Annotated in this window: 18 protein-coding genes and 1 other annotated feature; of the genes, 9 read left to right on the top strand and 9 right to left on the bottom strand. The window is 31.0% G+C overall.

All coding sequences use genetic code 11. From position 1 onward, the window contains the following. The first annotated feature begins 58 nt into the window (after positions 1 to 58). From C661_RS0112185 to C661_RS0112170, 4 genes are all read left to right on the top strand, one after another. Positions 59 to 253, top strand: coding sequence for an alpha/beta-type small acid-soluble spore protein (locus C661_RS0112185; RefSeq protein ID WP_017415600.1), 195 nt, complete (start codon positions 59 to 61; stop codon positions 251 to 253). Between the two features lie 87 nt (positions 254 to 340). Then, positions 341 to 535 carry an alpha/beta-type small acid-soluble spore protein gene (locus C661_RS0112180; RefSeq protein ID WP_017415599.1) on the top strand — a complete coding sequence of 65 codons (195 nt, stop codon included), beginning with the start codon at positions 341 to 343 and terminating at the stop codon, positions 533 to 535. Positions 536 to 1,469: 934 nt separating this feature from the next. Beyond that, the gene (locus tag C661_RS0112175; RefSeq protein WP_017415598.1) at positions 1,470 to 1,661 is read left to right on the top strand and encodes an alpha/beta-type small acid-soluble spore protein; all 192 of its coding nucleotides are present in this window, start codon (positions 1,470 to 1,472) and stop codon (positions 1,659 to 1,661) included. A gap of 88 nt (positions 1,662 to 1,749) precedes the next feature. Further along, on the top strand, positions 1,750 to 1,941 hold the full coding sequence (locus C661_RS0112170; protein WP_017415597.1) for an alpha/beta-type small acid-soluble spore protein: 192 nt from the start codon (positions 1,750 to 1,752) through the stop codon (positions 1,939 to 1,941). Between the two features lie 39 nt (positions 1,942 to 1,980). Here the strand turns inward: C661_RS0112170 and C661_RS23670 are convergent, their stop codons facing one another. The 3 genes from C661_RS23670 to C661_RS23980 form a co-directional block, all read right to left on the bottom strand. Next, the gene (locus tag C661_RS23670) at positions 1,981 to 2,154 is read right to left on the bottom strand and encodes a hypothetical protein (protein WP_017415596.1); all 174 of its coding nucleotides are present in this window, start codon (positions 2,152 to 2,154) and stop codon (positions 1,981 to 1,983) included. Positions 2,155 to 2,303: 149 nt separating this feature from the next. Next, positions 2,304 to 4,073 (bottom strand): single-stranded-DNA-specific exonuclease RecJ, encoded by a 1,770-nt coding sequence (gene recJ, locus C661_RS0112160; protein WP_017415595.1) that lies wholly within the window; start codon positions 4,071 to 4,073, stop codon positions 2,304 to 2,306. Between the two features lie 177 nt (positions 4,074 to 4,250). Beyond that, positions 4,251 to 4,391: a hypothetical protein gene (locus C661_RS23980; RefSeq protein WP_017415594.1), complete on the bottom strand. Its 141-nt coding sequence runs from the start codon at positions 4,389 to 4,391 to the stop codon at positions 4,251 to 4,253. 138 nt (positions 4,392 to 4,529) lie between these two features. On the opposite strand from C661_RS23980, the gene C661_RS0112150 reads away from it, so the two are divergent. Then, entirely contained in the window at positions 4,530 to 5,348 is an 819-nt protein-coding gene (locus tag C661_RS0112150) for a TIM barrel protein (protein ID WP_017415593.1), read from the top strand. 379 nt (positions 5,349 to 5,727) lie between these two features. Here C661_RS0112150 and lysS read toward each other — a convergent pair whose 3' ends face one another. From lysS to mnmH, 5 genes are all read right to left on the bottom strand, one after another. Then, positions 5,728 to 7,248, bottom strand: coding sequence for a lysine--tRNA ligase (gene lysS, locus C661_RS0112145; protein WP_017415592.1), 1,521 nt, complete (start codon positions 7,246 to 7,248; stop codon positions 5,728 to 5,730). 95 nt (positions 7,249 to 7,343) lie between these two features. Continuing rightward, positions 7,344 to 7,608 (bottom strand) — a binding site (T-box leader). 58 nt (positions 7,609 to 7,666) lie between these two features. Beyond that, positions 7,667 to 8,974 carry a M16 family metallopeptidase gene (locus C661_RS0112140; RefSeq protein ID WP_017415591.1) on the bottom strand — a complete coding sequence of 436 codons (1,308 nt, stop codon included), beginning with the start codon at positions 8,972 to 8,974 and terminating at the stop codon, positions 7,667 to 7,669. 16 nt (positions 8,975 to 8,990) lie between these two features. Then, the gene (locus tag C661_RS0112135; RefSeq protein WP_017415590.1) at positions 8,991 to 11,909 is read right to left on the bottom strand and encodes a DNA topoisomerase IV subunit A; all 2,919 of its coding nucleotides are present in this window, start codon (positions 11,907 to 11,909) and stop codon (positions 8,991 to 8,993) included. 11 nt (positions 11,910 to 11,920) lie between these two features. Then, positions 11,921 to 13,876 (bottom strand): DNA gyrase/topoisomerase IV subunit B, encoded by a 1,956-nt coding sequence (locus C661_RS0112130; protein WP_017415589.1) that lies wholly within the window; start codon positions 13,874 to 13,876, stop codon positions 11,921 to 11,923. Between the two features lie 111 nt (positions 13,877 to 13,987). Then, positions 13,988 to 15,049, bottom strand: a complete 1,062-nt coding sequence (gene mnmH / locus C661_RS0112125) for a tRNA 2-selenouridine(34) synthase MnmH (protein WP_017415588.1) — start codon at positions 15,047 to 15,049, stop codon at positions 13,988 to 13,990. 514 nt (positions 15,050 to 15,563) lie between these two features. On the opposite strand from mnmH, the gene C661_RS0112120 reads away from it, so the two are divergent. After that, complete coding sequence (locus tag C661_RS0112120; RefSeq protein ID WP_017415587.1) at positions 15,564 to 17,378, top strand: MutS family DNA mismatch repair protein; 1,815 nt, start codon at positions 15,564 to 15,566, stop codon at positions 17,376 to 17,378. Between the two features lie 141 nt (positions 17,379 to 17,519). Here C661_RS0112120 and C661_RS0112115 read toward each other — a convergent pair whose 3' ends face one another. After that, the gene (locus C661_RS0112115; protein ID WP_017415586.1) at positions 17,520 to 18,494 is read right to left on the bottom strand and encodes a 2-hydroxyacid dehydrogenase; all 975 of its coding nucleotides are present in this window, start codon (positions 18,492 to 18,494) and stop codon (positions 17,520 to 17,522) included. A 197-nt stretch (positions 18,495 to 18,691) separates the two neighbouring features. Here C661_RS0112115 and C661_RS0112110 point away from each other — a divergent pair, with 197 nt between their 5' ends. The 3 genes from C661_RS0112110 (at position 18,692) to C661_RS0112100 (ending at position 22,289) form a co-directional block, all read left to right on the top strand. Then, entirely contained in the window at positions 18,692 to 19,948 is a 1,257-nt protein-coding gene (locus tag C661_RS0112110; RefSeq protein WP_017415585.1) for an MFS transporter, read from the top strand. A 262-nt stretch (positions 19,949 to 20,210) separates the two neighbouring features. Beyond that, positions 20,211 to 21,524, top strand: a complete 1,314-nt coding sequence (locus C661_RS0112105) for a putative DNA modification/repair radical SAM protein (protein ID WP_017415584.1) — start codon at positions 20,211 to 20,213, stop codon at positions 21,522 to 21,524. A gap of 15 nt (positions 21,525 to 21,539) precedes the next feature. Further along, on the top strand, positions 21,540 to 22,289 hold the full coding sequence (locus tag C661_RS0112100; RefSeq protein ID WP_017415583.1) for a TIGR03915 family putative DNA repair protein: 750 nt from the start codon (positions 21,540 to 21,542) through the stop codon (positions 22,287 to 22,289). The last annotated feature ends 74 nt before the right edge of the window (positions 22,290 to 22,363 follow it).

Genomic DNA, 22,363 nt, shown 5'->3' with positions numbered 1-22,363 from the left:
AATAATTTTAAAATAAAGGGTCAAAATAATAGTACCAAATGAAAAGGAGGGATTCAAGATGGCAAACAGAAATAATAGAGCATTAGTTCCAGAAGCTAAAGAAGGACTTAACAGATTTAAAATGGAAGCAGCACAAGAGGTAGGAGTTAATTTAAAACAAGGCTATAATGGAGACCTAACAGCTAGAGAAAATGGTTCAGTAGGCGGACAAATGGTTAAAAGAATGGTTGAAGCTTACGAGCGAAACCTATAATCTAAAATTCAATTAGTTTAATTCTAATACGTAAGCCCAATGAGTAAGTATATTGCTTACCAGGCTTAATCAAAGGAGGAGTTCACAATGTCAAACAGAAATAACAGAGCATTAGTTCCTGAAGCTAAAGAAGGATTAAACAGATTTAAAATGGAAGCTGCACAAGAAGTAGGAGTTAATTTAAAACAAGGCTACAATGGTGACCTAACTTCTAGAGAAGCAGGATCAGTAGGCGGACAAATGGTTAAAAGAATGGTTGAAGCTTACGAAAGAAACCTATAATTTAATATAGTATCTTTTAATAAACAACATTTATAATTAAATTCATTCTATATAACATGAAAGTTTATATAAAATAATTCAAATTATAAGTAGAGTTTCTTAAAAGCTAATGTCCAAATAGGGATGCACTTTCTGTGTATCCCTATTATTTTTTTATGCAAAAGAGAAATTTTTATAATAAATAACACTAATTCCATTGATATGTAAATTAAAACCCATAATTCTTTAGGTATTTGCTGTATATTGATTTAAATATAAAAAGAAATAAATATAACAATATATAGTGTTTATGGCACTTGAAGGAATTTCATTAAGAATTATTAATTTAATTAGTACCATAAAAATAGTGACTTAATTATATTAAAGATTTCCTTGAGGAAAATATGCATAAATTCTTTTACAATTAACTCCTATTTAATTATTTTTAGAGAAATCCTTAATTAAACTGAAGTCTACAGTTTTAACAACATTTTGGAAACTTCAAGTCTGCCATCTTATATAAGTAACTGTTGCTCTGTCTAGAAAAATTGTTTTGGCGTAACAAACACAGTTTGTTCACAGAGATATCTTTGCTTAACCTAAATTTGCTTTCAAAGTTTCTAAACAAAATGGACTTGTTCATTATTTAACCTATACTGGAATAAATTATCTCACATATAAAAAGACTTAGTGGACAAAATAATATTACAAACAGTAAAACACACAAAACAAACAAAGCATTTGAACAGCAGCTGTTTGTAGTAACACCTTTACTCTTAACTTTGGTAATTCTTATTACTTATAATTCTCTTAAATTCTTAAAATGTTCCACTGAAGAGTAACTTACAAAGTGAGTACTTTTTACGAATAGTTAGAAGGCTTTTCAGAGAATTAAGTAATAAAATTATATATTTAAGACTTCATAAAAGTCTTAACTAAAAAGGAGGAATTTAATATGTCAAACAGAAACAGAGTATTAGTTCCAGAGGCTAGAGAAGGATTAAACAGATTTAAGATGGAAGCTGCACAAGAAGTAGGAGTTAACTTAAAAGAAGGCTACAATGGTGACTTAACTTCTAGAGAAGCTGGTTCTATCGGCGGACAAATGGTTAAGAAAATGGTTGAAGCTTACGAAAGAAATCTATAGTTTTAAGGCTCCGTTCAACTTTGACAATGGTTACTAAATTATATTAATAAAGTTCATTTGAAACTTTATTTAAAAGGAGGAATTCAATATGTCAAGCAGAAATAGAGTTTTAGTTCCAGAAGCTAAAGAAGGATTAAACAGATTTAAAATGGAAGCTGCACGTGAAGTAGGAGTTAATTTAAAAGAAGGTTACAATGGTGACCTAACTTCTAGAGAAGCAGGATCAATAGGCGGACAAATGGTTAAGAAAATGGTTGAAGCTTACGAAAGAAATCTATAATATAAAAGCATTGGCAAGGGAACTTCCCTTGCCAATGTTTTATTTTTTATTACTTCCTAAGTTTCTTTCTAAATTGTTACTTTGATTTTGAAATTTATTTTCTTTTTTATCAGTAATTAAATATTCGTAATCACCAGTAAAGAAGCTTTGAGCATTTTGCATATCTCCAACAGATTTTTCAAGGTTTTGTTTTGAGTTTCTTGATAATGGCATAATAACAATCCTCCATATATTGAATAATATTTTCCATGTTATTATGTGTTATAAAGTTTGAAATATACTTTGTACCATAAACTTCTATTAACTCTGTGCAAGTATTTCCTCTAGATTCTTATAATCTTCCAAATTTAAAACATAAGTATTTATCTTGAAATCTTAACATCTTTTAATTTAAGTTGAAGATTTCGTTGCCCATTAAACTCATTTATATCAGGTTCAAATAATAAGTCCAAGTATAAATCACCAGGTGCATTTATACAATTCATATACCCCTGTCCAAAGTAGTGCTCAAGTAATTCTCTGATTTCCTCTCCCTTGCTAAAATAAAGACCCTCAATAGTTTTAGAGGTGTTTGGTATATAGCATAAAAGTTTTACATGTTGATTTTCATTCCCTAAAAATTTAATATGTTTAATTTTAATTTTTTTTGCCATAAGTACTGGTGATGGATTGCCTTTTCCAAAAGGAGCTAATTCCTTAAATTCTTTTACTACTTCATAATTAATATATTGAAGAGATAACTGAGAATCTACAGGTACTACTGGAATTAAATCTTGTGAGGATAGCTTGCAATTATCATTAAGTCTATTGGAAAACTCTTCTATTTTATCTTCATCCAAAGAAAGTCCTGCCGCCATGGGGTGTCCACCAAATTTAAAAAGCAAATCCTTACACTTTAGAATCTCTTCAAACATGTTATATCCTTCTATGGATCTACCTGAACCTTTTGGTCTTTCTTTACCTTCTGTTAATATAATAGTTGGCACATTATATCTCTCTCTTATTCTACCAGCTACAATTCCTGCAATACTTTCATGCATATCCTTTTTATAAACAACTATAACCTTATTATTTTTTATTGAAGAGTTATCGATGATTTCACAAACCTCTTCTACACTAGTATTGGTTAAGTCTTGTCTTTCTTTATTAAGAGTATGAATTCTAGTTGCAATAGACTTGGCTTCATTATCATCTTCACATAATAATAAATCTACGGATAAACTTGCAGTTTCAAGCCTTCCTGTGGCATTAATACATGGCCCGATGTTAAAACCTACATGGTAACAACTTACTGCTTCTTTAATTCCTATTACTTCTTTCAAAGCCTTAATTCCTTTATTCTTAGAGGTTGTTAAAAGTCTTAATGCTTCCCTAGCAATAATCCTATTTTCATCTACTAAATCTACCACATCACAAATAGTACCCATTCCTGCAAATTCTAAAAGTTCCAGAGCTTCCTCGCCTTTTATATTCATAGCTTTATATAGGGCTACTACAAATTTAAAAGCTATTCCAGCCCCACATAAAAACTTGAAAGGATATTCACAGTCTGGTCTTTTAGGATTGATTATGGCATCTGCTTCAGGCATTATCACAGTTCTATTGTTCTCACCTTCAATAAAAGGCAGTTCATGATGGTCAGTTATAACAATTTTCATACCTAACTCTTTAACTCTTCTAACTTCATTAACAGCAGAAATACCATTGTCGCAGGTTAGTATTAAATTATAGCCTTCTTTACATAGCTCCTCAATTCTATCTAAGTTCATTCCATAGCCTTCTTGTTCTCTATCAGGTATGTAATAATTAACTTTTGCCCCTGCTTTTGTTAGCCCTTTATACAAAACCACGGTACTGGTAACACCATCTGCGTCATAATCCCCGTATATAATTATTTTTTCTCCATTTTCTATGGCTTGTTTTACTATGTTTACCCCATTTTCCATGTCTTTCATGAAAAATGGGTTATGTAAATCTCTTAAGGAGCCCTTAAAAAACTTTTTTATTTTTTCTTCTGTATCTATTCCTCTATTATATAAAACCCTTAGGGTTATAGGACTGATATTAGTTTTTACACAGAGCTGTTTTATAACTTCAATTGAGCAGGGTTTTTCTCTCCATATAGTGTTCATCTTGTCACCTTCTTAACTTTTTAGCTTTCATATGCGGCAAACTCTAAAGTAATACTTTTTATATCCCTTATTTCTATTAATAATAGCCTTGGTAATTATAAAATCACATTACTTTCTAGTGTACTTTCCTATACATAATAACACGAAAACTCCCCTCTTGCACAAGATGTAATTTTTTTATAGTAAAAAAATCTCTAATAATTTTTCATAAATAAAATCATAAACCTTTGCATAGAAACCTATTTTGTTAATAACACTAAGTTGTGTTATACTTTCTGTAGTCATGTTTTCCCTTTCTATTTCAGCGCTATTTCTCACTTACTTTCATGACTATAGGCTTCCAAAATTAAGATTTATTTTGCTTTATATCACAAGTCTTAAGGAACTAAGTAAGCTTTATGGAGAGATTAATTATAACTTCTGTTCACGATAAAATAATTGTAGAGGTGATTTACTATGGATAAATTATTATTTGGTATTTCCGGACTTCCTCTGGGAAATGAAAATACTAAGTTTGTTTATAAAACTGGAATACCTTATTTAAAAAAATTGGGACTAGATGCTATGGAACTTCCTTTTGTACGTTCTGTTAATATAACTGATAAGAATAAAAATGAGGTTTTAAAAGCTAAAGAGGATAATTCATTCTATCTTTCTGCCCACGGTTCCTATTTTATAAATCTCAATGCTGATGAAGAGGAAAAGCAACTTCAATCCCTTGAAAGGATAATAAAAGGCGCAGAAGGTCTATCAAAGGTTGGTGGTAGAAGCTTAATTTTTCATCCGGGCTTTTATCTTAAAGATTCCAAAGAAGAAACCTTTAATACTATTGAAGAAAATTTAAGAAAACTTCCATACTTAGGAGTAGATTATAGGCTTGAAACCACCGGCAAGGGTACCCAGTTCGGTTCTCTTGAGGAATTGGTAGAGCTTTGTAAAAGAGTTCCCAATGTTAAACTTTGCATAGATTTTTCCCATTTGCATGCAAGGTATAATGGAGCCTTAAAAAATTATGATGATTTTGCTAGAATTCTATCCTATGTAGGAGATAATTTAGGTATGGAGGCTTTAGAGGATTTACATGTACATATGTCTGGTATAAATTACGGTGCTAAAGGAGAGAAAAATCATCTTCCTTTTGAAGAAAGTGATTTTAACTACAGAGCTTGCATAGAAGCTTTTAAAAACTTTAATGTTAAAGGCTGCATCATTTGCGAAAGTCCAATACTAGAAAATGACTCATTATTAATTAAAAATTATTATGAAGCCTTATAAACCTGATTGCTTTCGTCTACTAAGTACATTAACATTTATCTAAATAGTTGTATTAATATTACAACTTAATAGTCAATATTAATAATGCCAAGGATAAGTAGAAAACTAGTTCCTCTATTGTCCTTGGCATTTCTATTTTTGTAAAGTTGCTAATGAATATCAATAATCCTATTAGTAACTTTTTTATTTTAGAGCTTGCTATAAAACTCATGATAATATATTAATCCAACAAAATTAACTATTACCAATAATCTATAATTGTCAGTGCAATATATAGTGTATTTTTTATATTTATTACTACTACACGCAGCATAAAAACTAATATTAAATACTTATTGTTATTTAATCATAATATCTATCTCATAATCAAAATGCTAAACTATCTCTTTACAAGTGGAAATGCAATAACATCTTTTATAGAATTTGCACCAGTTAAAAACATTACCATTCTATCAATTCCAATACCTAATCCTCCTGCTGGTGGCATACCTACGTCAATTGCCACTGCAAATTCTTCATCCATTGGACTCGCTGTCTCTAATCCAGCTCTAAGCTTTTCAGCTTGTTCATGAAGAAGTATTCTTTGTCTTAGTGGATCGTTTAACTCTGAATAAGCATTACCAAGCTCTACTCCAAAAGCGTAGGGTTCAAATCTTTCAATTAATTCAGGATTTTCTCTGTGGACTTTGCATAAAGGAGAAGATTCAATTGGAAAATCAATGACAAAAGTTGGCTCTATTAACTTTCCTTCACAATACTCCTCAAATAGGGTCATAATTAATTCTCCTTTTGAAGCTTCTTCTGGCACAAATCCTTCTTTTATCGCTTCATTAAGCAGACCATTTGAATTAATGCATTGAATTATCTCTTCCTTAGAGCTGTTTTCAACATCAAAATTAATCTCTTTTTTTACTAAATCACACATTCTTTCTCTTTTCCAAGGAGCCTTAAAATCAATTTCTACTCCGTCATAGGATGCCTTAGTGGTTCCATTTACTTTTGTGAAAATGTGTTCATAGATATTTTCCATAAGCCTCATCATATCTCTGTAATCAGCATAGGCCATATAGCACTCAAAAAGTGAAAATTCTGGGTAATGGGTTCTATCTATACCTTCATTTCTGAAAGATCTACCAAGGGTATAAACTCTTTCAATGCCTCCTACCATAAGTCTTTTTAAATAAAGCTCTGGTGAAACATTCATGAAAACTTCACAGCCTAGTGCATTTACATTAGTTATGAAAGGCTTAGCTTCTCCTCCACCGTATTTTGTATCTAAAATCGGTGTTTCCATTTCCATGAAACCTAGGCTATCCATATACTCTCTAAGAGCAAACATAGCTTTAGATCTTTTAATAAATCTTTCTCTAACCTCATCATTCATAATCATATCTAGTGAACGATGTCTCTGTCTTAAATCCATATCTTGTATTCCATGGTACTTTTCAGGCAAAGGTCTAATAGATTTTGATAAAACGGTAATAGTCTTTGTCTTAATAGTAATTTCATCCGTTTTTGTTCTAAAAACTGTACCTGAAACCCCAATAATATCCCCTACATCTACAAGCTTTAATATTTCATATGTGTCACTACCTAGAGAACCTTCATGAAAATATACTTGTATTTGCCCATTTTGGTCTTGAAGGTTTAAAAAGGTTACCTTTCCCATTCTTCTTAAAAGCATTATCCTACCTGCTAATACAAACTCCTCATCACTACCTATATTTTCAAAATTATCTAGTATAAATCTGCTATGAGTTGTGGCATTAAAAGAATATGGATAAGGATTTATACCTTTTTCCACCATTCCATTTACTTTTTTGATTCTTTCAACCATAAACTCATTACTATCTTCCATTATATTTCTTAAATTATTTAACTCTTCATAGCTATTGTACATCTATGATACCACCTTTCAAATTCCTGAAATTTTCCTTAAAACCTTTTAGTTTGTAAAATTGAAAATAAAAAAACTCCCACCCCCAAGACTTAAGTCTTGGGGACGAGAGCTACTTACTTCGTGGTACCACCCCAGTTCGTTAACATGTCACCATATTAACCTTTTCAAGTACGGCTTTGATAAAAAGATTATACTCTAGCTCTATAACGGGAGCTCCCGTTACATCATCCACTTAACTAAGTTAAGGTTCAATGCACAACTCCGAGGCTTTTTTCAATAGATAACTTTTCACTTCCTCTCAGCAACAGAAGCTCTCTGTAGAAAAATTTGGCTATTTACTCTTCTCATCATAGTTTTTAATTGTTTAAAATATTTTATAATGTTTAACATTCTTTGTCAATAGATTTATTAAAACATTCTACTCTGATATAACAATTTGAACTGCTGGACTAACCAAGGCTTTTTTTGCTACCCTCAAAATTTCTTCCCCTTTTGGCAGAATTTCAAATTCAAATTCTCGTAATAATTTCTCACAGTTATTATACATAATTTCATAAACTACTAAATTCATTGATAACACTATAGATTTCTCTAAATTTAAAGTTCTCTTTAATTTTTGTGACTTAGCTAACTTTTTAACTCTCTCTTCAGTAAATAATTCTTTAGCTTCTTTAATCTCAGAAAGCTTTTCATTAATTAAGCTTATGGCAATTTCTACATTTTCCTTAGAAGTTCCTAAAGTTATTGTATAAAGCTTAATGCCCTTTTCATTTTTTATCTTTCCACCTATATCATATACAAGTCCTTTGTTTGTTCTTATTTCATCATATAAAAGGCAGCTAGTACCTTCTCCAAAAGCCTCATTAAAAATCCTTAAAAGGGTTACTTCTTCTTCGGTTAAATATTGTATAGGAAAAATATACTGAATTTTAGCTCCACTAAGGTTTGAGCTTTTTTCAAAGTATGTACCCTGATTTGGATTTTCATAAAGTGGTTTAATCTCTTTTTCTTTAGACTTTTCTATACCCTCACTACTTTGAAGCTGCCCGATTCTATCGTAGGCTTCGATACCCTTACCATTTTCCTTAAGTTGCTTATCTATTTTTCTCCAAGAAGCAAATCTTTCCTCAATCTGTTTAATTACTTCTTCACAAGCCAAAGAAGTTACTACAGAAATTACGGTGTTATCTGGAGTGTAATATTTGTTATAAAACCCTCTAACATCTTCTAAAGTAAAACTTCTAAGCATAGATTCTTTCCCAATTATTAGTTCTTTAATTCTTCTCTCTTTAAAAGCATTAAAGAATAATAAATCTTCACAATGCTGAGATAAATCCTCACTCCACTCCTTAAGTTCCTCAATAATAACCTGAATTTCCTCTTTAAACCCTTCTTCTCTAAAGGCTGGATTTGTAATGATATCACTATAAATCTCAAAGGCAGTATTAAAATCCTCATTTAAGCAAGTTCCATAATATACAGCGTAGGGATAGTTTGTCATTGCATTGTGAAATCCAAAAACCTCATCACATATATTATTTATTTCCTTTTCTGATCTGGTTTTTGTTCCCTTAAAAACCAGATGTTCTACCACATGAGCAAGACCTAATTCTTCCTCTTGCTCTACATTAGCCCCCGCCTCTAATCCTATGGTAAAGGATGTAATATTCCCAGGAATACTTTTATATATGACTTTTATTCCATTTTCTAATATAACCCTTTTCATACTCAAACTCTACTTTCTATATGATTTCAACTTGTTCAACAGAGTCATCATTTGAGAATAACATAATATTCTTTCCTCTTCCTGCTCTGTTTTGAACAGGAATATGACTTATTTCCAAAGTTTTCTCTTCACCCTTTATAGTGTTTAATTTTAAAGTACCTTCATATTTATCTATGCATAAATCCTTTAAAGAGTTCGAATTCACTGGTATTTCACTGGCTATTAGTGCCCCAAATAAAACCTCATCATCATCTTTTAAGCTGATGGCAGTTACTCCAGCTGCATTTCTTCCCATTGGATTTACAGTGGTACTTGCAAATCTTATACACATTGCTTTCTTTGTTACTACCACTAAATCACTATGATTTTCTTCTAAATAAACAGAAATTACCTTATCCTCACTACCCTTTAACTTGCAAGCTACTCCGTAATCAAAGTCGCTGCTAAATTCGCTGCTGCTGGTCTTTTTCACCATTCCATTTGAAGTAACAAAATAAAATCCTTCTGTTTCTCTATAGTTTATAACTGAAATCATACTAACTATAGGGTCTTCCTTATGGAAATTGTCTAAAATTTCATGAATATCTATACCTTTTTTATCAATATTTTGAATCAAATTAGCTTTAATTTTATGCGCATTTCCTTTTGAAGTAAAGAATAATAAATCACTTGTGGAAGTTGCTATAGTTATGAGCTTTTCATTGCTTTTTCTATTACTGCACCTTAAAACACCTTTTCCATTTAAAGTAACGTAAAACTCTCTATAATTAAATTCCTCTACATACTCAATACTAACAACTTCATCCTGGCTTACTAACTTAAATAATTGCTTTCCAGCTACAGTCCTATCTAAAGGCTGAAGTTCTGGTTCCTCAGCAGTGAAGTTTAAACCCTTTCGAGTATAAACATTAATAAACTTACCTTCTCTATCACTTGTGACTAAATCTGCCTTTATCAAGGTTTCATCTTCCTTTAGCTTAACTCCTAAAAGCTTGCTATAATTAGTATTAAACCTACTTAATTCTGTTTTCTTAATTATTCCCTTAGAAGTGAAAAATAATATATCTCTACTTAACTCAAAGGACTCTATAGAGTAAGCGGAAATAATGTTTTCTTCTACTAAATCTAATCCTTTGAATAGTGTATCTATCCTTTCGCCTCTTTCTTTCCATTTAAACTCTGGAATGTTCACACCCTTTGCTTGATACATGTTTCCTTTACTAGTAAAGAAAATTATAGTATCCTTGGTGTTTCCTTCGATTAAAAACTTATTGAAATCTCCTTCCCTATGATCAATATCTTCAACATTTTGAGAAGTTCGATTGAAGGATTTTAAAGGAGTTCTTTTGATATACCCTTCATTTGATAAGGTTATTACTACATCTTCTTCTATAATAAGCTCCTCTAATTCAATTTTAGCTTCACTATCATCCTCTACAATAGCAGTTCTTCTTGGATCATCATAGCTCTCTTTAATTTGGAGCATTTCCTTTTTAATAACCTTTAGAAGTTCTTTTTCGCTTTCTAAAATTTTATTTAACTTTTTAATAGTTATTTCAAGCTCTTTATACTCCTTTTGAAATACACTTATCTCCAGCCCTGTTAATCTATAAAGCATCATTTCAAGAATGGCTTCAGCTTGAAGTTCACTAAATCCAAATTTATTTATTAAATTAGTATTTGCATCTTTTTTAGACTTAGATCCTCTTATAGTAGCTATAATTTCATCCAAAATGTCAATAGCTTTAATAAAACCTTGAACAATATGGAACCTTTTTTCAGCAGTTTCCAGTTCTTTTTTTGTTCTTCTAGTAACTATTTCTTTTTGATGTTCTACATAATAATGAAGTAAGGCTTTAAGCCCCATTGTTCTGGGCTTTCCATCAGCTAAAGCCACCATGTTAAAAGATATATTACATTGAAGCTCTGTTCTTTTATATAAGTATTTTAAAACTTTATTTACACCATCTTCATTTGCACTTTTCTTAAACTCAATAACTGCTCTTATTCCATTTCTATCTGATTCATCTCTGATATCTGCTATGGTTTCTAAAGCCTTTGCATGCTTTTTATCTCCAGTCATATCAGAAATTGCTTGGAGAAGTTTTGCTTTATTTTTTCTATAAGGAAACTCAGTTATAACTATACCAAGTCTTCCATTTTCTAAAGTTTCAATCTTTGTTTTAGCTCTTAAGGTTACTTTTCCTTCCCCAGTTTCGTAAGCAGAAATCATTGAGTTTTTTCCAATTAGTATTCCACCAGTTGGAAGGTCTGGCCCCTTTATATAATTCATTAACTCCTTTGTAGTTATCTCTGGATTATCTGCTAATGCAAGTGAAGCATCAATAACTTCTCCTAAGTTATGGGGAGGAATGTTAGTAGCTAGTCCTACTGCAATACCAAAGGCTCCATTTACAAGAAGATTAGGATATCTAGATGGCAGTACTGAGGGTTCTTTTTCTGAGTCAGAGTAGTTATTTACCATATCCACTACATCCTTATCAATATCCCTTAGCATTTCTAATGCAATATTAGATAATCTAGCCTCGGTGTAACGCATAGCTGCTGCGCTATCTCCATCTATACTTCCCCAGTTACCATGTCCATCAATAAGGGGTTTTCTTGTACTAAAATTTTGAGCTAAAATTACCATGGCATCATAAACAGAAGTGTCTCCGTGAGGATGGTACTTACCAAGAATATCCCCTACAATTCTAGCTGACTTATAATATGGCTTATCTGGAAAGGCCTTAAGCATATAAGCTCCATAGAGAATTCTTCTATGAACTGGCTTCATTCCATCTCTCACATCTGGAAGAGCTCTATCCTTTGATACTTCCACAGCATAAGGAAGGTAGTTATCCGGCATAGCTTCATCAATAGAAACATTAATTATATTATTATCTACAGGTATATTATCCTTTTTCTTAGCCATTTTTTTCCCTCCTAAAACTCAGCATATTTGTACATATAATTTTTTCTTGGCTCCACCACATCTCCCATAAGAAGAGATATCATCTTCTCTGCCTTTGCTGCATCCTCAATGGTTACTCTTTGAAGAGTCCTTGTTTCTGGATTTAAAGTGGTTTGCCATAATTGTTCTGGGTTCATCTCTCCAAGTCCTTTATACCTTTGAATTAGTGCACCCTTCCCTATTTCTTTTTTAACCTTATCTAGCTCTTCATCACTGTAGGCATATTGTGCTATCTCTCCAGTTTTTGTAGTTTTGTACACTTTATAAAGTGGTGGAAGAGCCATAAATAAATGTCCATTTTGAATTAGTGGTCTCATATATCTATAAATATAAGTCATCCATAGAGTTCTTATATGATAGCCGTCCACGTCCGCATCACTCATTATTATTATCTTTCCGTACTTAAGTTCCTCTTCTTTGTAACTGTCAAGTACTCCAGTTCCTATAGCTGTATTAAATATTTTAAGTTCTTCACTAGCTAATACATTTTCAAGTTTTTGTTTTTCCGTGTTCATTATCTTACCTTTAGAGGGCATTATAGTCTGAAATCTTCTATCTCTAGCTTGTTTTGCAGATCCTCCCGCAGAGTCTCCCTCCACTACAATAAACTCAGTAAATTCAGGATTCTTTAGAGTACATACTGCTATTTTCCCAGCTAGTGGCGCAGTACCATTTCCTATTTTTTTTCTTTCCGCTTCATTTATTTTTTTTATTTTGTCTCTTCGAGCTGCAGCAGAAAGAGCATTATTAATAAGAACTGTAGCAATTTCCTTATTATCTTCTATCCATTCACCAAATTTAATATAACAAAGTTCATTCATCATAGAGTAGGCTTCCACATTACCAAGTTTTGTTTTAGTTTGACCTTCAAACATAGGATTACTGATTTTTACTTTAACTATAGCAGTCATTCCCTCTCTTAAATCGTCACCCTCAAACTCCTTGTCTTTTTCTTTAATAAGATTTAGTTTCTTGCTCCACTCTTTAAAAGCTCTAGTCATTCCTGTTTTAAACCCTGTTTCATGAGTCCCTGATTCTGTAGTTGGTATATTATTTACATAGCTTGCAATATTTTCAGTGGTAGAATCAGTAAATTGAACACAAATTTCTCCTTCAACTCTTATTCCATTAACTTCTCTTTCTCCACCAAATAAAACTGGCTCCTTATGAAGTACAGTTTTACTTTCATTAAGATAGTCTATAAAATCTAAAAGTCCTCTTTCTGAATAATAAGTTTTTTCAATTGCTTCACTTTTTCTTAAGTCTTTTAAAACTAAGGTAATTCCTTTATTTTGAAAAGCTAATTCTTGAAGCCTTTGGTCTATAATTTCAAATTTGAAATCTATGTTACTAAAAACTTCACTATCAGGATGAAACGTTACCTTCGTCCCTGTTTTCCTTGTATTACCAATAACTTCAAGTGGTGTCACAGGAGTTCCTGGCATTTTTCTTTTTAATTCCTTATCGTAAGCATGCTCAAATCTTTGCTTAAAAATGTTTCCCTTTTGATAAACTTCTACTTCAAGCCATGAGGATAGAGCATTAACTACCGCAGCCCCAACACCATGAAGTCCTCCTGAGGTTTTATAATTAGAGTTATTAAATTTACCACCAGTGTGAAGTTCTGTGTAAACCATCTCTACTCCAGATTTTTTCTTAATAGGGTGAATTCCCGTTGGTATACCTCTTCCATTGTCTATAACTGTTACAGTTTTATCTTTATTTAAAATTATTTCAGCTTTATTTCCATAGCCATTTGTAAGTTCATCAATGGCATTATCTAAAATTTCCCAAATGCAATGGTGAAGACCTTTGCTTCCTGTAGAACCTATGTACATTCCCGGTCTAACTCTTACTGGTTCTAGCTTTTCAAGAGAAGTTAAATCCGTCACTTCATAGCTTGAGTTTTTATTTTCGTTACCTTGCATAATATTCCTCCTAAAAATAGAGTTACAAACCTTATTTTATAATTTAATTTGAATATAGTAAAGAGAAAAAAATAAAAAACAGAAACAAGCGTTCTGTTTTTTATTTTTTAGTTATTCTGTACAGGCAACACAGGATTCTTTATCCTGTTCAAAATACTTATCTATAAAACTTTCTAAAGCTTTTGCAGCTTCTTCAATATTACTAACCATTAGTTTAAAATCATAGTCATACTTATCAGAGCTATGCATATAAAGAGGGTCATAGTATTTTACCATTAACTCTTTAACTACTTCATCATACTCTTCTTGCTTTACTTTCCCACAGTACTCTTCTATATTCTTTTCACTAATATGTTTTTTCAACTTTAAAAGAGCTTCACAAATTTCCTCTTTACAATTTTCCATCTTTGTATACTCTTTTACAATAATGTCTTTTCTAAATTCAATGTCAGCATCTACAAATACATGGATGCCTTCTTTCATTTTATTATGAATATATTCTGGTATAACTACCCTCCCTATTCTTCTGCTTTCAGCTTCTACAAATACATACTTTCCCTTAATTCCCTTTAACTCTTCATAAACATTAGATTCAAATTGTTTTTGAGAAGTAGTTTCTCCAAGTCCCACAGACCCTAATAAAGAACCTCTATGGTTTGCACACCCCTCTAAATCAAGAACATTATATCCATGGTCTCTCAACTTTTTCAAAATTTCAGTTTTTCCAACCCCAGTATTGCCGTGAAGTACTACATATTCCACCTTATGATTTAGTTCTGGTAGCTCTTCAGTAATAAAAGCTCTATAGCCCTTATATCCATCTTTAATTCTCTCAACCCTTGAACCAAGAGCTCCTAAGAGTTCTGCAATGGATCCACTTCTCATTCCACCACGGGCACAAAATAATACTACTTTATTATATTGTTTTTCTAATTGATTTACTCTGTCGTATATTTCTGGCAACTTTTTAGCAACAATGTCTACCCCAATTTTTTTTGCCTTTTCAGTGCTTTCTCTTGTATATATAGTTCCGATGCTAGCTCTTTCCTCATCATCAAATAAAGGTATATTAATTGCACCATTAATTGTAGAATCCTTATATTCTCCTGGACTTCTTACATCTACTAATACATAATTCCCTTTCAAGTCTTTATATTCAACGGTATTTGCCATGCTTATTCCTCCAACAATTAGACTATCCAAAAATACTATTATAAATATCAATAACTTCTAACTTATTTATTTTATATCCTAATAAGTACTGTGTCAAATTTCTCTCTACATTTTGAAGTATATACAACTTTTGTAGTTAAATATACATTTACTTACATTTCCTTGTTAATGTGTTGTATAATAGTATGAAGTAGTGCATCTGAATATAAATAACAAATCAAAGATGTGAAGTATAACACAAAAAAGATGAGGATACTGTCTTATTTATTTTTTCAAGATGCCTAATATATGTTATTAATAGTTTAGTTTAAAGTTAAGGGTTTTTAATATAAAGCAATAAAAACATAGGAAGTTAAATATATGTTCATTAAACTTTCCTACTATAAATCTGATTTTAATGATAAGTTTATAAATTAAAGTTAATTGTTCCACTTTCTTTATTACAAAAGCAACAACTACCATGTAGTTAGCTTTAAATATGACTAATAATTAAATATGCAATTGGAGGGAAATTATGAGTTCAGTTTTAAAATCCAGTAATAGCATCTATGAAAATAGGCTTAATAAATTTATTAAAATCAAAAACACTAAAACACAATTAAGTAACTTTTACAGTGGCATAAGGCTTCTATACTTTTTACTGTGCACTATAGTTTTTATATTTTCCTATAAGATATCCAACTATAATTTAACTCTTTTTTCTATAGCAGTTTTTATCCTAGGTTTTTTCTATATTTCTAAAAAACATAGTTTAATTAAAAGGTTTTTATTAAAAGTTAATAACCTAATAATTCTTAATGAAACTGCCATTAAAAGAGTTACTGGTAATTTCAAAGACTTTTATGATGGAAGAGACTTAAGAGAGGAGACTCCCATGTACAGCGAAGATTTGGATATACTAGGCAAAAACTCTTTGTTTCAAAGAATATCCTCAGTTATAACACCACTTGGAAAAAAAAGACTTAGAGATGAGCTTTGTGGCAATATATGCTTCACTATAACTGAGACTAAAAATAGACAAGAAGCTATTGAAGAACTTAGTAAAGCGCTTCATTTTTGCCAGGGTCTTTTGTCTGAAGGAATGATTAAGGATAAAGAATTTGCCAGTCCTGATGATTTGATCCAGTGGAGCTTAGAAAGTGACGAAAGATTTCTCAAACCATATATTAAACCTTTAAGCACTTTTATCACAACCTTAATTATTTCTTCTCTATTACTTCCTTTTCTTTTAAGTGGCTTCACCTTTACTTTAGCTAAGTTGTCCATTGCTATAAGTATACTTATTTTACTTATTAACATTAAAAATATAAACGTTTCCTTAAACAAAGTGTTTAAGTACAAAGAGGATATAGAAGGTTATTCTAATATGATATCCTATATAGAAAAAGCTAAGTTTAAATGTGACTATTTAAATCATCTTCAAAAAAAACTTAAGGTTAATAACGATAAATCTACCACTTATATAATTAAGCTATTAAACAGTATTGTAAGTAAAATCTCTGATCGAAGTAATATGTTTTACTTCCCCTTAAATATTCTATTCTTATGGGATTACAGGATTTGCTATGAGCTTGAAAATTTTAAAAAACTATACGGGAAAAACCTTAAAGCTATGATAGAAATCATAGGGGAATTTGAAGCCCTTATAAGCTTAAGCAATATAAACAGAGATAATCCTAACTGGTGTGTTCCTACCTTCGAAGAAGGAGAGCTTATAATTAAAGCTGAAAACCTGGGTCACCCACTTCTTGGGGAAGCTTCAGTATCGAATACTATTACCCTAGACCATAACCATAGCATAGCGCTTATTACAGGCTCCAATATGGCTGGAAAAAGTACAATGCTGAGAACTCTAGGAATCAACTTAGTGTTAGCTTATGTAGGAGCTAAAGTTAGGGCCAATAAATTTGCCTGTAGCAAACTCTCTATTTTAACATGCATGAGAACTAGCGATAATTTAGAAGAAAGCATCTCTTCCTTCTATGCTGAAATATTAAGAATAAAGACTCTTATAGATTTTACAAACAAAGGAGAAAAGATATTCTTTTTATTAGATGAAATTTTTAAGGGAACTAACTCAATTGATAGGCATACTGGTGCAAAAATATTAATCAATCAACTGAGCAAAAAAAGCACCTTAGGTATGGTGTCCACCCACGACTTAGAATTAGGGGATCTTTATAAGGATAATCCTAAAGTGAAAAATTATCACTTTAGAGAATACTATAAAGATAATAAAATCTTCTTTGATTATAAGTTAAGACAAGGGGTAAGTGATACTAGAAATGCAATTTATCTAATGAAGATGGCGGGGATAGAAATAGAATAAGATTTTTAATTATTTTATCACCTTATTTAATTTTAAAAATTTAATCTTAAAAGGCTAAAACACTTATTACATAGAATTAAGCGTTTTAGCCTCTTTATATTCTTGTTTTTACTTATGATTTTTTGGATTTCTAATAAGTATTTACTCTTTTTTAAATTCCTTAACCATAGTTGGCGGCATTTCACCCTTAAGCGCTTTTACCATATTTTCTGCTGCTAGCATTGCCATCTCATCACGGGTTTTTCCAGTGGCAGATCCAATATGGGGTAATACCACCACATTATCCATCTTTAATAGTGGATTATTAACATCTACAGGTTCCTTATAAAATACATCCAGGCCAGCACCAAAGATCTTTTTATTATTTAATGCATTAATTAAAGCTTCTTCATTAACAGTTTGACCTCTAGATCCGTTTATAAAAATAGCAGTGTCCTTCATCATATCAAATTCCTTATAACCAATAAGTTCTTTGGTATCTTCAGTTAATGGGGTCATTAACACAATAAAATCTGACTTTCTTAAAACTTCCTCCAAGGAACAATACTTAGCTCCTAGTTCTTTTTCTGCTTGAGGTTTTCTAGTTCTGTTATGATAAAGAATGTCCATACCAAAGCCAAATTTGCCCCTTGTAGCTATTGCTTCGCCTATATTTCCCATGCCTATAATTCCAAGGGTAGCTCCATGAACATCTAATCCAAAATGAGTTCTCTCAATGTCCTTCTTCCATTTACCTTGTCTTACATATTTGTCTAATTCAACTACTCTTCTTGATGTGGATAAGATAAGTGCAAATATTAAATCTGCCACTGTATCATCTAACACATAAGGAGTGTTAGTTCCTACAACTCCCCTTTTTTTCATTTCTTCAATATTAAAATTATCATAACCCACTGATAAATTGCTTACAACCTTTAGCTTTGGTGCTACACTTAATAGTTCTTCATCAATTTTATGACCAAATACTATTAATCCATCAACATCCTTAACATTTTCTAATAGTTTATCTCTTGTGATTTTCGAATCTCCATTCCATATTTGGTATTCACAATATTTACCTATATATTCTTCAACATATTTAGGAATTGGATTTGCTATATATACCTTATTTTTCATGGTTTCCTCCAGATTTGTATATTATTCTAAAAATATTATACAATATAATATAGTGATTATTAAACCTATTTATAATCTTTTATTTTATTTTACACTTTTTTAATTAAATATATAATGAATTTTCAAATTTCACAGATGAATAAAGTGAAATAATTTTCTTAAAGGTTCAAATTGTTATGGAATTAGAGGTATTTATTATGAAAAAATATAAAGAGTTTCTTCTTCAATATTCTAACCTTCCTAGAGGAGTTTATATATTGTTTATTACTAATATGATTACTAAACTTGGAAATTTTGTTATCCCTTTTTTAACCTTATATCTCACTAAAGGTTTGAACTTTCCTCCCGATAAGGTTGGTTTTCTAATTATGATTGGTGCAGGATTTTATATTCCTGGTTCCCTAATTGGTGGTAGAATTGCAGATCACCACGGTAGAAAGTACTTAGTCATTTTAAGTCAGCTAGCTGCTGCGCTATGTTTTATACCTTGTGTTATAAATCCCTATTCCATGTATTCTGCTTACTTTATTTTTGGATTTATATTTTTTGGTGCAGTTACAGAACCTGGTTATATAGCTCTTATTTCTGATTTCACTTCAAAGAAAAATAGAAATGAGGTTTTTTCTCTTCTATACATTGGGTCTAATGTAGGTACTGCCGTTGGAGCAGTATTAGCAGGATATTTATTTAATGAATATATAAGATACATTTTTATTGGAAACATCATAGCAATAGTAATATCTGTGGCCTTAGTCCAGATATTCATTGACGAGACTTATAAGAAAGAAGAATTGCATAGTTATAGCTTAGATTTGGACTTAGATGAAAATGAAAAAGCAACGGACTCTGGATTTATTAAAGCATTTCTATCTAGGCCAATCCTCATGGCTTTTTCCTTAACCTGTATAATTTTTTCTTTTACCCATGCTCAGTGTTTGTTTGTTATCCCACTTCAAACCTCTGAGCTCTTTGGAAATGCTGGTTCTAAGGTCTTTGGATATGTAATTACAGTTAACTCTATTGTAGTAGTTACTTTAACTACCTTTGTTACTACTCTTACTAAAAAATTTCCTCCTCTTGTTAATATAACTTTAGGTGGAGTAATGTATTTTATAGGCTTTGGTATGCTTTATTTTGTAACTACACCATTATTATTTATTCTTTCTTCAATAATATGGAGTATTGGAGAAATTTTAGTTTATACTAATCAATCCATCTTTATTCTAAGCCAAACCCCTATTAGTCATAGAGGCAGGTTTAATGCTGTGCTTCCTTTAATTACTGGAGCAGGTAGAGCTGTAGGTCCTGCCATTATGGGTAAATTTATAACTTTAACAGAAATTAAAGCTGCTTGGCTTTTAATCATGGTTCTCATATCTCTGGCTTCAATTATAATGTATTTTCTTCAACTGCCTTCAAAGAGGAGTTTTAGAAAAAGCTTTAAAACTGAATAGAAACTACTGTGTATGTATTTAAAATTATCTTATAGATAATCTATAAGTGATTTTTAGTTGTTTATCTTATTTATTTAAAGCCATATATTTAAAGCATAATAAAAATTAATTAATGGCCTTGTAAGATAAGCTGTAGTTTTTTTGATGATTCTAAGCAATTTACCCTAAAGATTAAATAGCACTAAAAAACTTACATTTTGTAGTACTATGCGAACATTTGTGCTATAATATACTTATTAAATTAATTTACGAGGTTAATATTATGGAATTAATTGAAAAGCTAAGAATTTTATCAGATGCTGCCAAATATGATGTTTCCTGCTCTTCAAGCGGAAGTAAGAGAAAAAACTTTAACAACGGAATAGGCAATTCTCATTCTAGTGGTATTTGCCATAGTTTCACTCCTGATGGCAGATGTATATCTCTTCTTAAAATTCTTTTAACTAATTATTGTATATATGACTGTGCTTACTGTATAAACAGGCTTAATAATGATGTTGAAAGAGCCGCCTTTTCACCAGAAGAAGTGGTAGACTTAACAATGAATTTTTATAAACGAAACTATATTGAAGGTTTATTTTTAAGTTCAGCAGTTTTTAAAAATGCTAATTACACCATGGAACTATTAGTGAAAATTTTAAAGTCCCTTAGGCTTAACCATAAATTTAACGGATACATACATGTAAAAGCAATTCCTGGTGCAGATGACTATTTAATTAAAGAAGCTGGCTTATATGCTGATAGGATGAGTGTAAATATTGAACTTCCATCATCCCAAGGCTTAAAGCTTCTTGCACCCCAAAAATCTAAGGAGAGCATTCTAAAACCAATGTCTCTTATAAATAAAGAAATATCCACGTCCCTAGATAACCATAAAATCTTTAAGAAAGCCCCTCTATTTGTACCCGGTGGACAAAGCACTCAACTTATTGTGGGTGCTACTGCTGACACTGACTACAATATTTTAAAACTTTCTGAGGGGTTATATAATAAGTTTTCTCTTAAAAGAGTATACTATTCCGCTTATGTGCCAATTAATACTAATAAAAATTTACCTACTATCAAGCACCCCCCTCTTGTAAGAGAAAATAGGTTATATCAAGCTGATTGGCTTTTACGATATTATGGCTTTAGCGCAGATGAATTGCTTAATGAACACTCTCCTAACTTCCATGAAGATTTAGATCCTAAAACTAGTTATGCCTTAAATAATTTAAATGATTTCCCAGCAGAAATTAATACAGCTTCCTATGAGAAACTCTTAAGGGTGCCTGGTATTGGGGTTCGTTCAGCTAAAAGAATTGTTATTACAAGGAAAGTTCAATTTTTAAATTTTGATGATGTAAAAAAATTAGGCGTAGTTATGAAAAGAGCACAATACTTTATAACCTGTAGAGGAAAATATTATGGAGATGTTAACTTTGAAAAAGAAAAAATTGAAAGTAAACTTATTCGTAAAGCAATTATTTCCCCTTCTCCACTACAGAAAGATTATGAACAACTTTCTTTATTTACAACCCTTCCTGCCGTGGTATCAACAAAGGATAAGTTAAGTGCTCTTATAGGAGAAATATAATTTGTAGGTGATATTATGATAATTTACGTTTTTGATGGTTCCTTTGAAGGATTTCTTACAGCTATATATGATAGTTATTATAGTCATAACAAGCCAGCTAAAATAATTTCTAGAGATAATTATGATAGTTCCTTAAATTTAATTGATGAATTTATCAACATAGATACAGATGAATTAAAAAGTAATAAGGTAAATGCTGCTATAAAAAAAGATTTCTCCAAAGCCTCTCTTATTCACATATATCACTGTACTTTGAGTTCTTATGAGGATATCTATACCCTTCTTTATAAGTTTATTGTCCTAGGGTTTAAACTAAAGAAAGAATTGGATTCCCACTTACACAATGACATTGTTATAGAAGTTTTAAAAATAAGTAGAAGGGTGTCATTGGAAAGCCACCGATTCTTAGGGTTTATACGTTTTAAAAATCTTGAAGAAAATTTTTATTATAGCTCTATTGAACCTGACCATAATATTCTTCCTCTTATCGGTTCACACTTTTCCACTAGATTTAAAAATCAAAATTTTATTATACACGATATTAAAAGACAAATTGCTATATTTAGCACTAATGGTAAATGGATAATTGGAGATTTCACAAATAGTGAGAGTAAGAATCTATTAAACCATAACAAAGACAACATTTATGCTGATCTCTGGAGGACTTATTTTGATTCCACTACCATTAAAGAACGAACAAACTCTAAACTTCAAAAACGTATGATGCCTAGTCGCTATTGGAATCAACTTACTGAAGTAGAATAAAAAATACTTAACTGTAAATACTATAGATACCCTTAAATTTATATTAATTTTTATCCATACAAAATCTAAAGGGT

Origin of the sequence: Clostridium tunisiense TJ, assembly GCF_000300195.1 — a bacterium.
Taxonomy (GTDB): Bacteria; Bacillota; Clostridia; order Clostridiales; family Clostridiaceae; genus Clostridium_J; species Clostridium_J tunisiense.
Note: the sequence above shows the minus strand (reverse complement) of the source record. Positions and strands in the feature narration are given on the sequence as shown.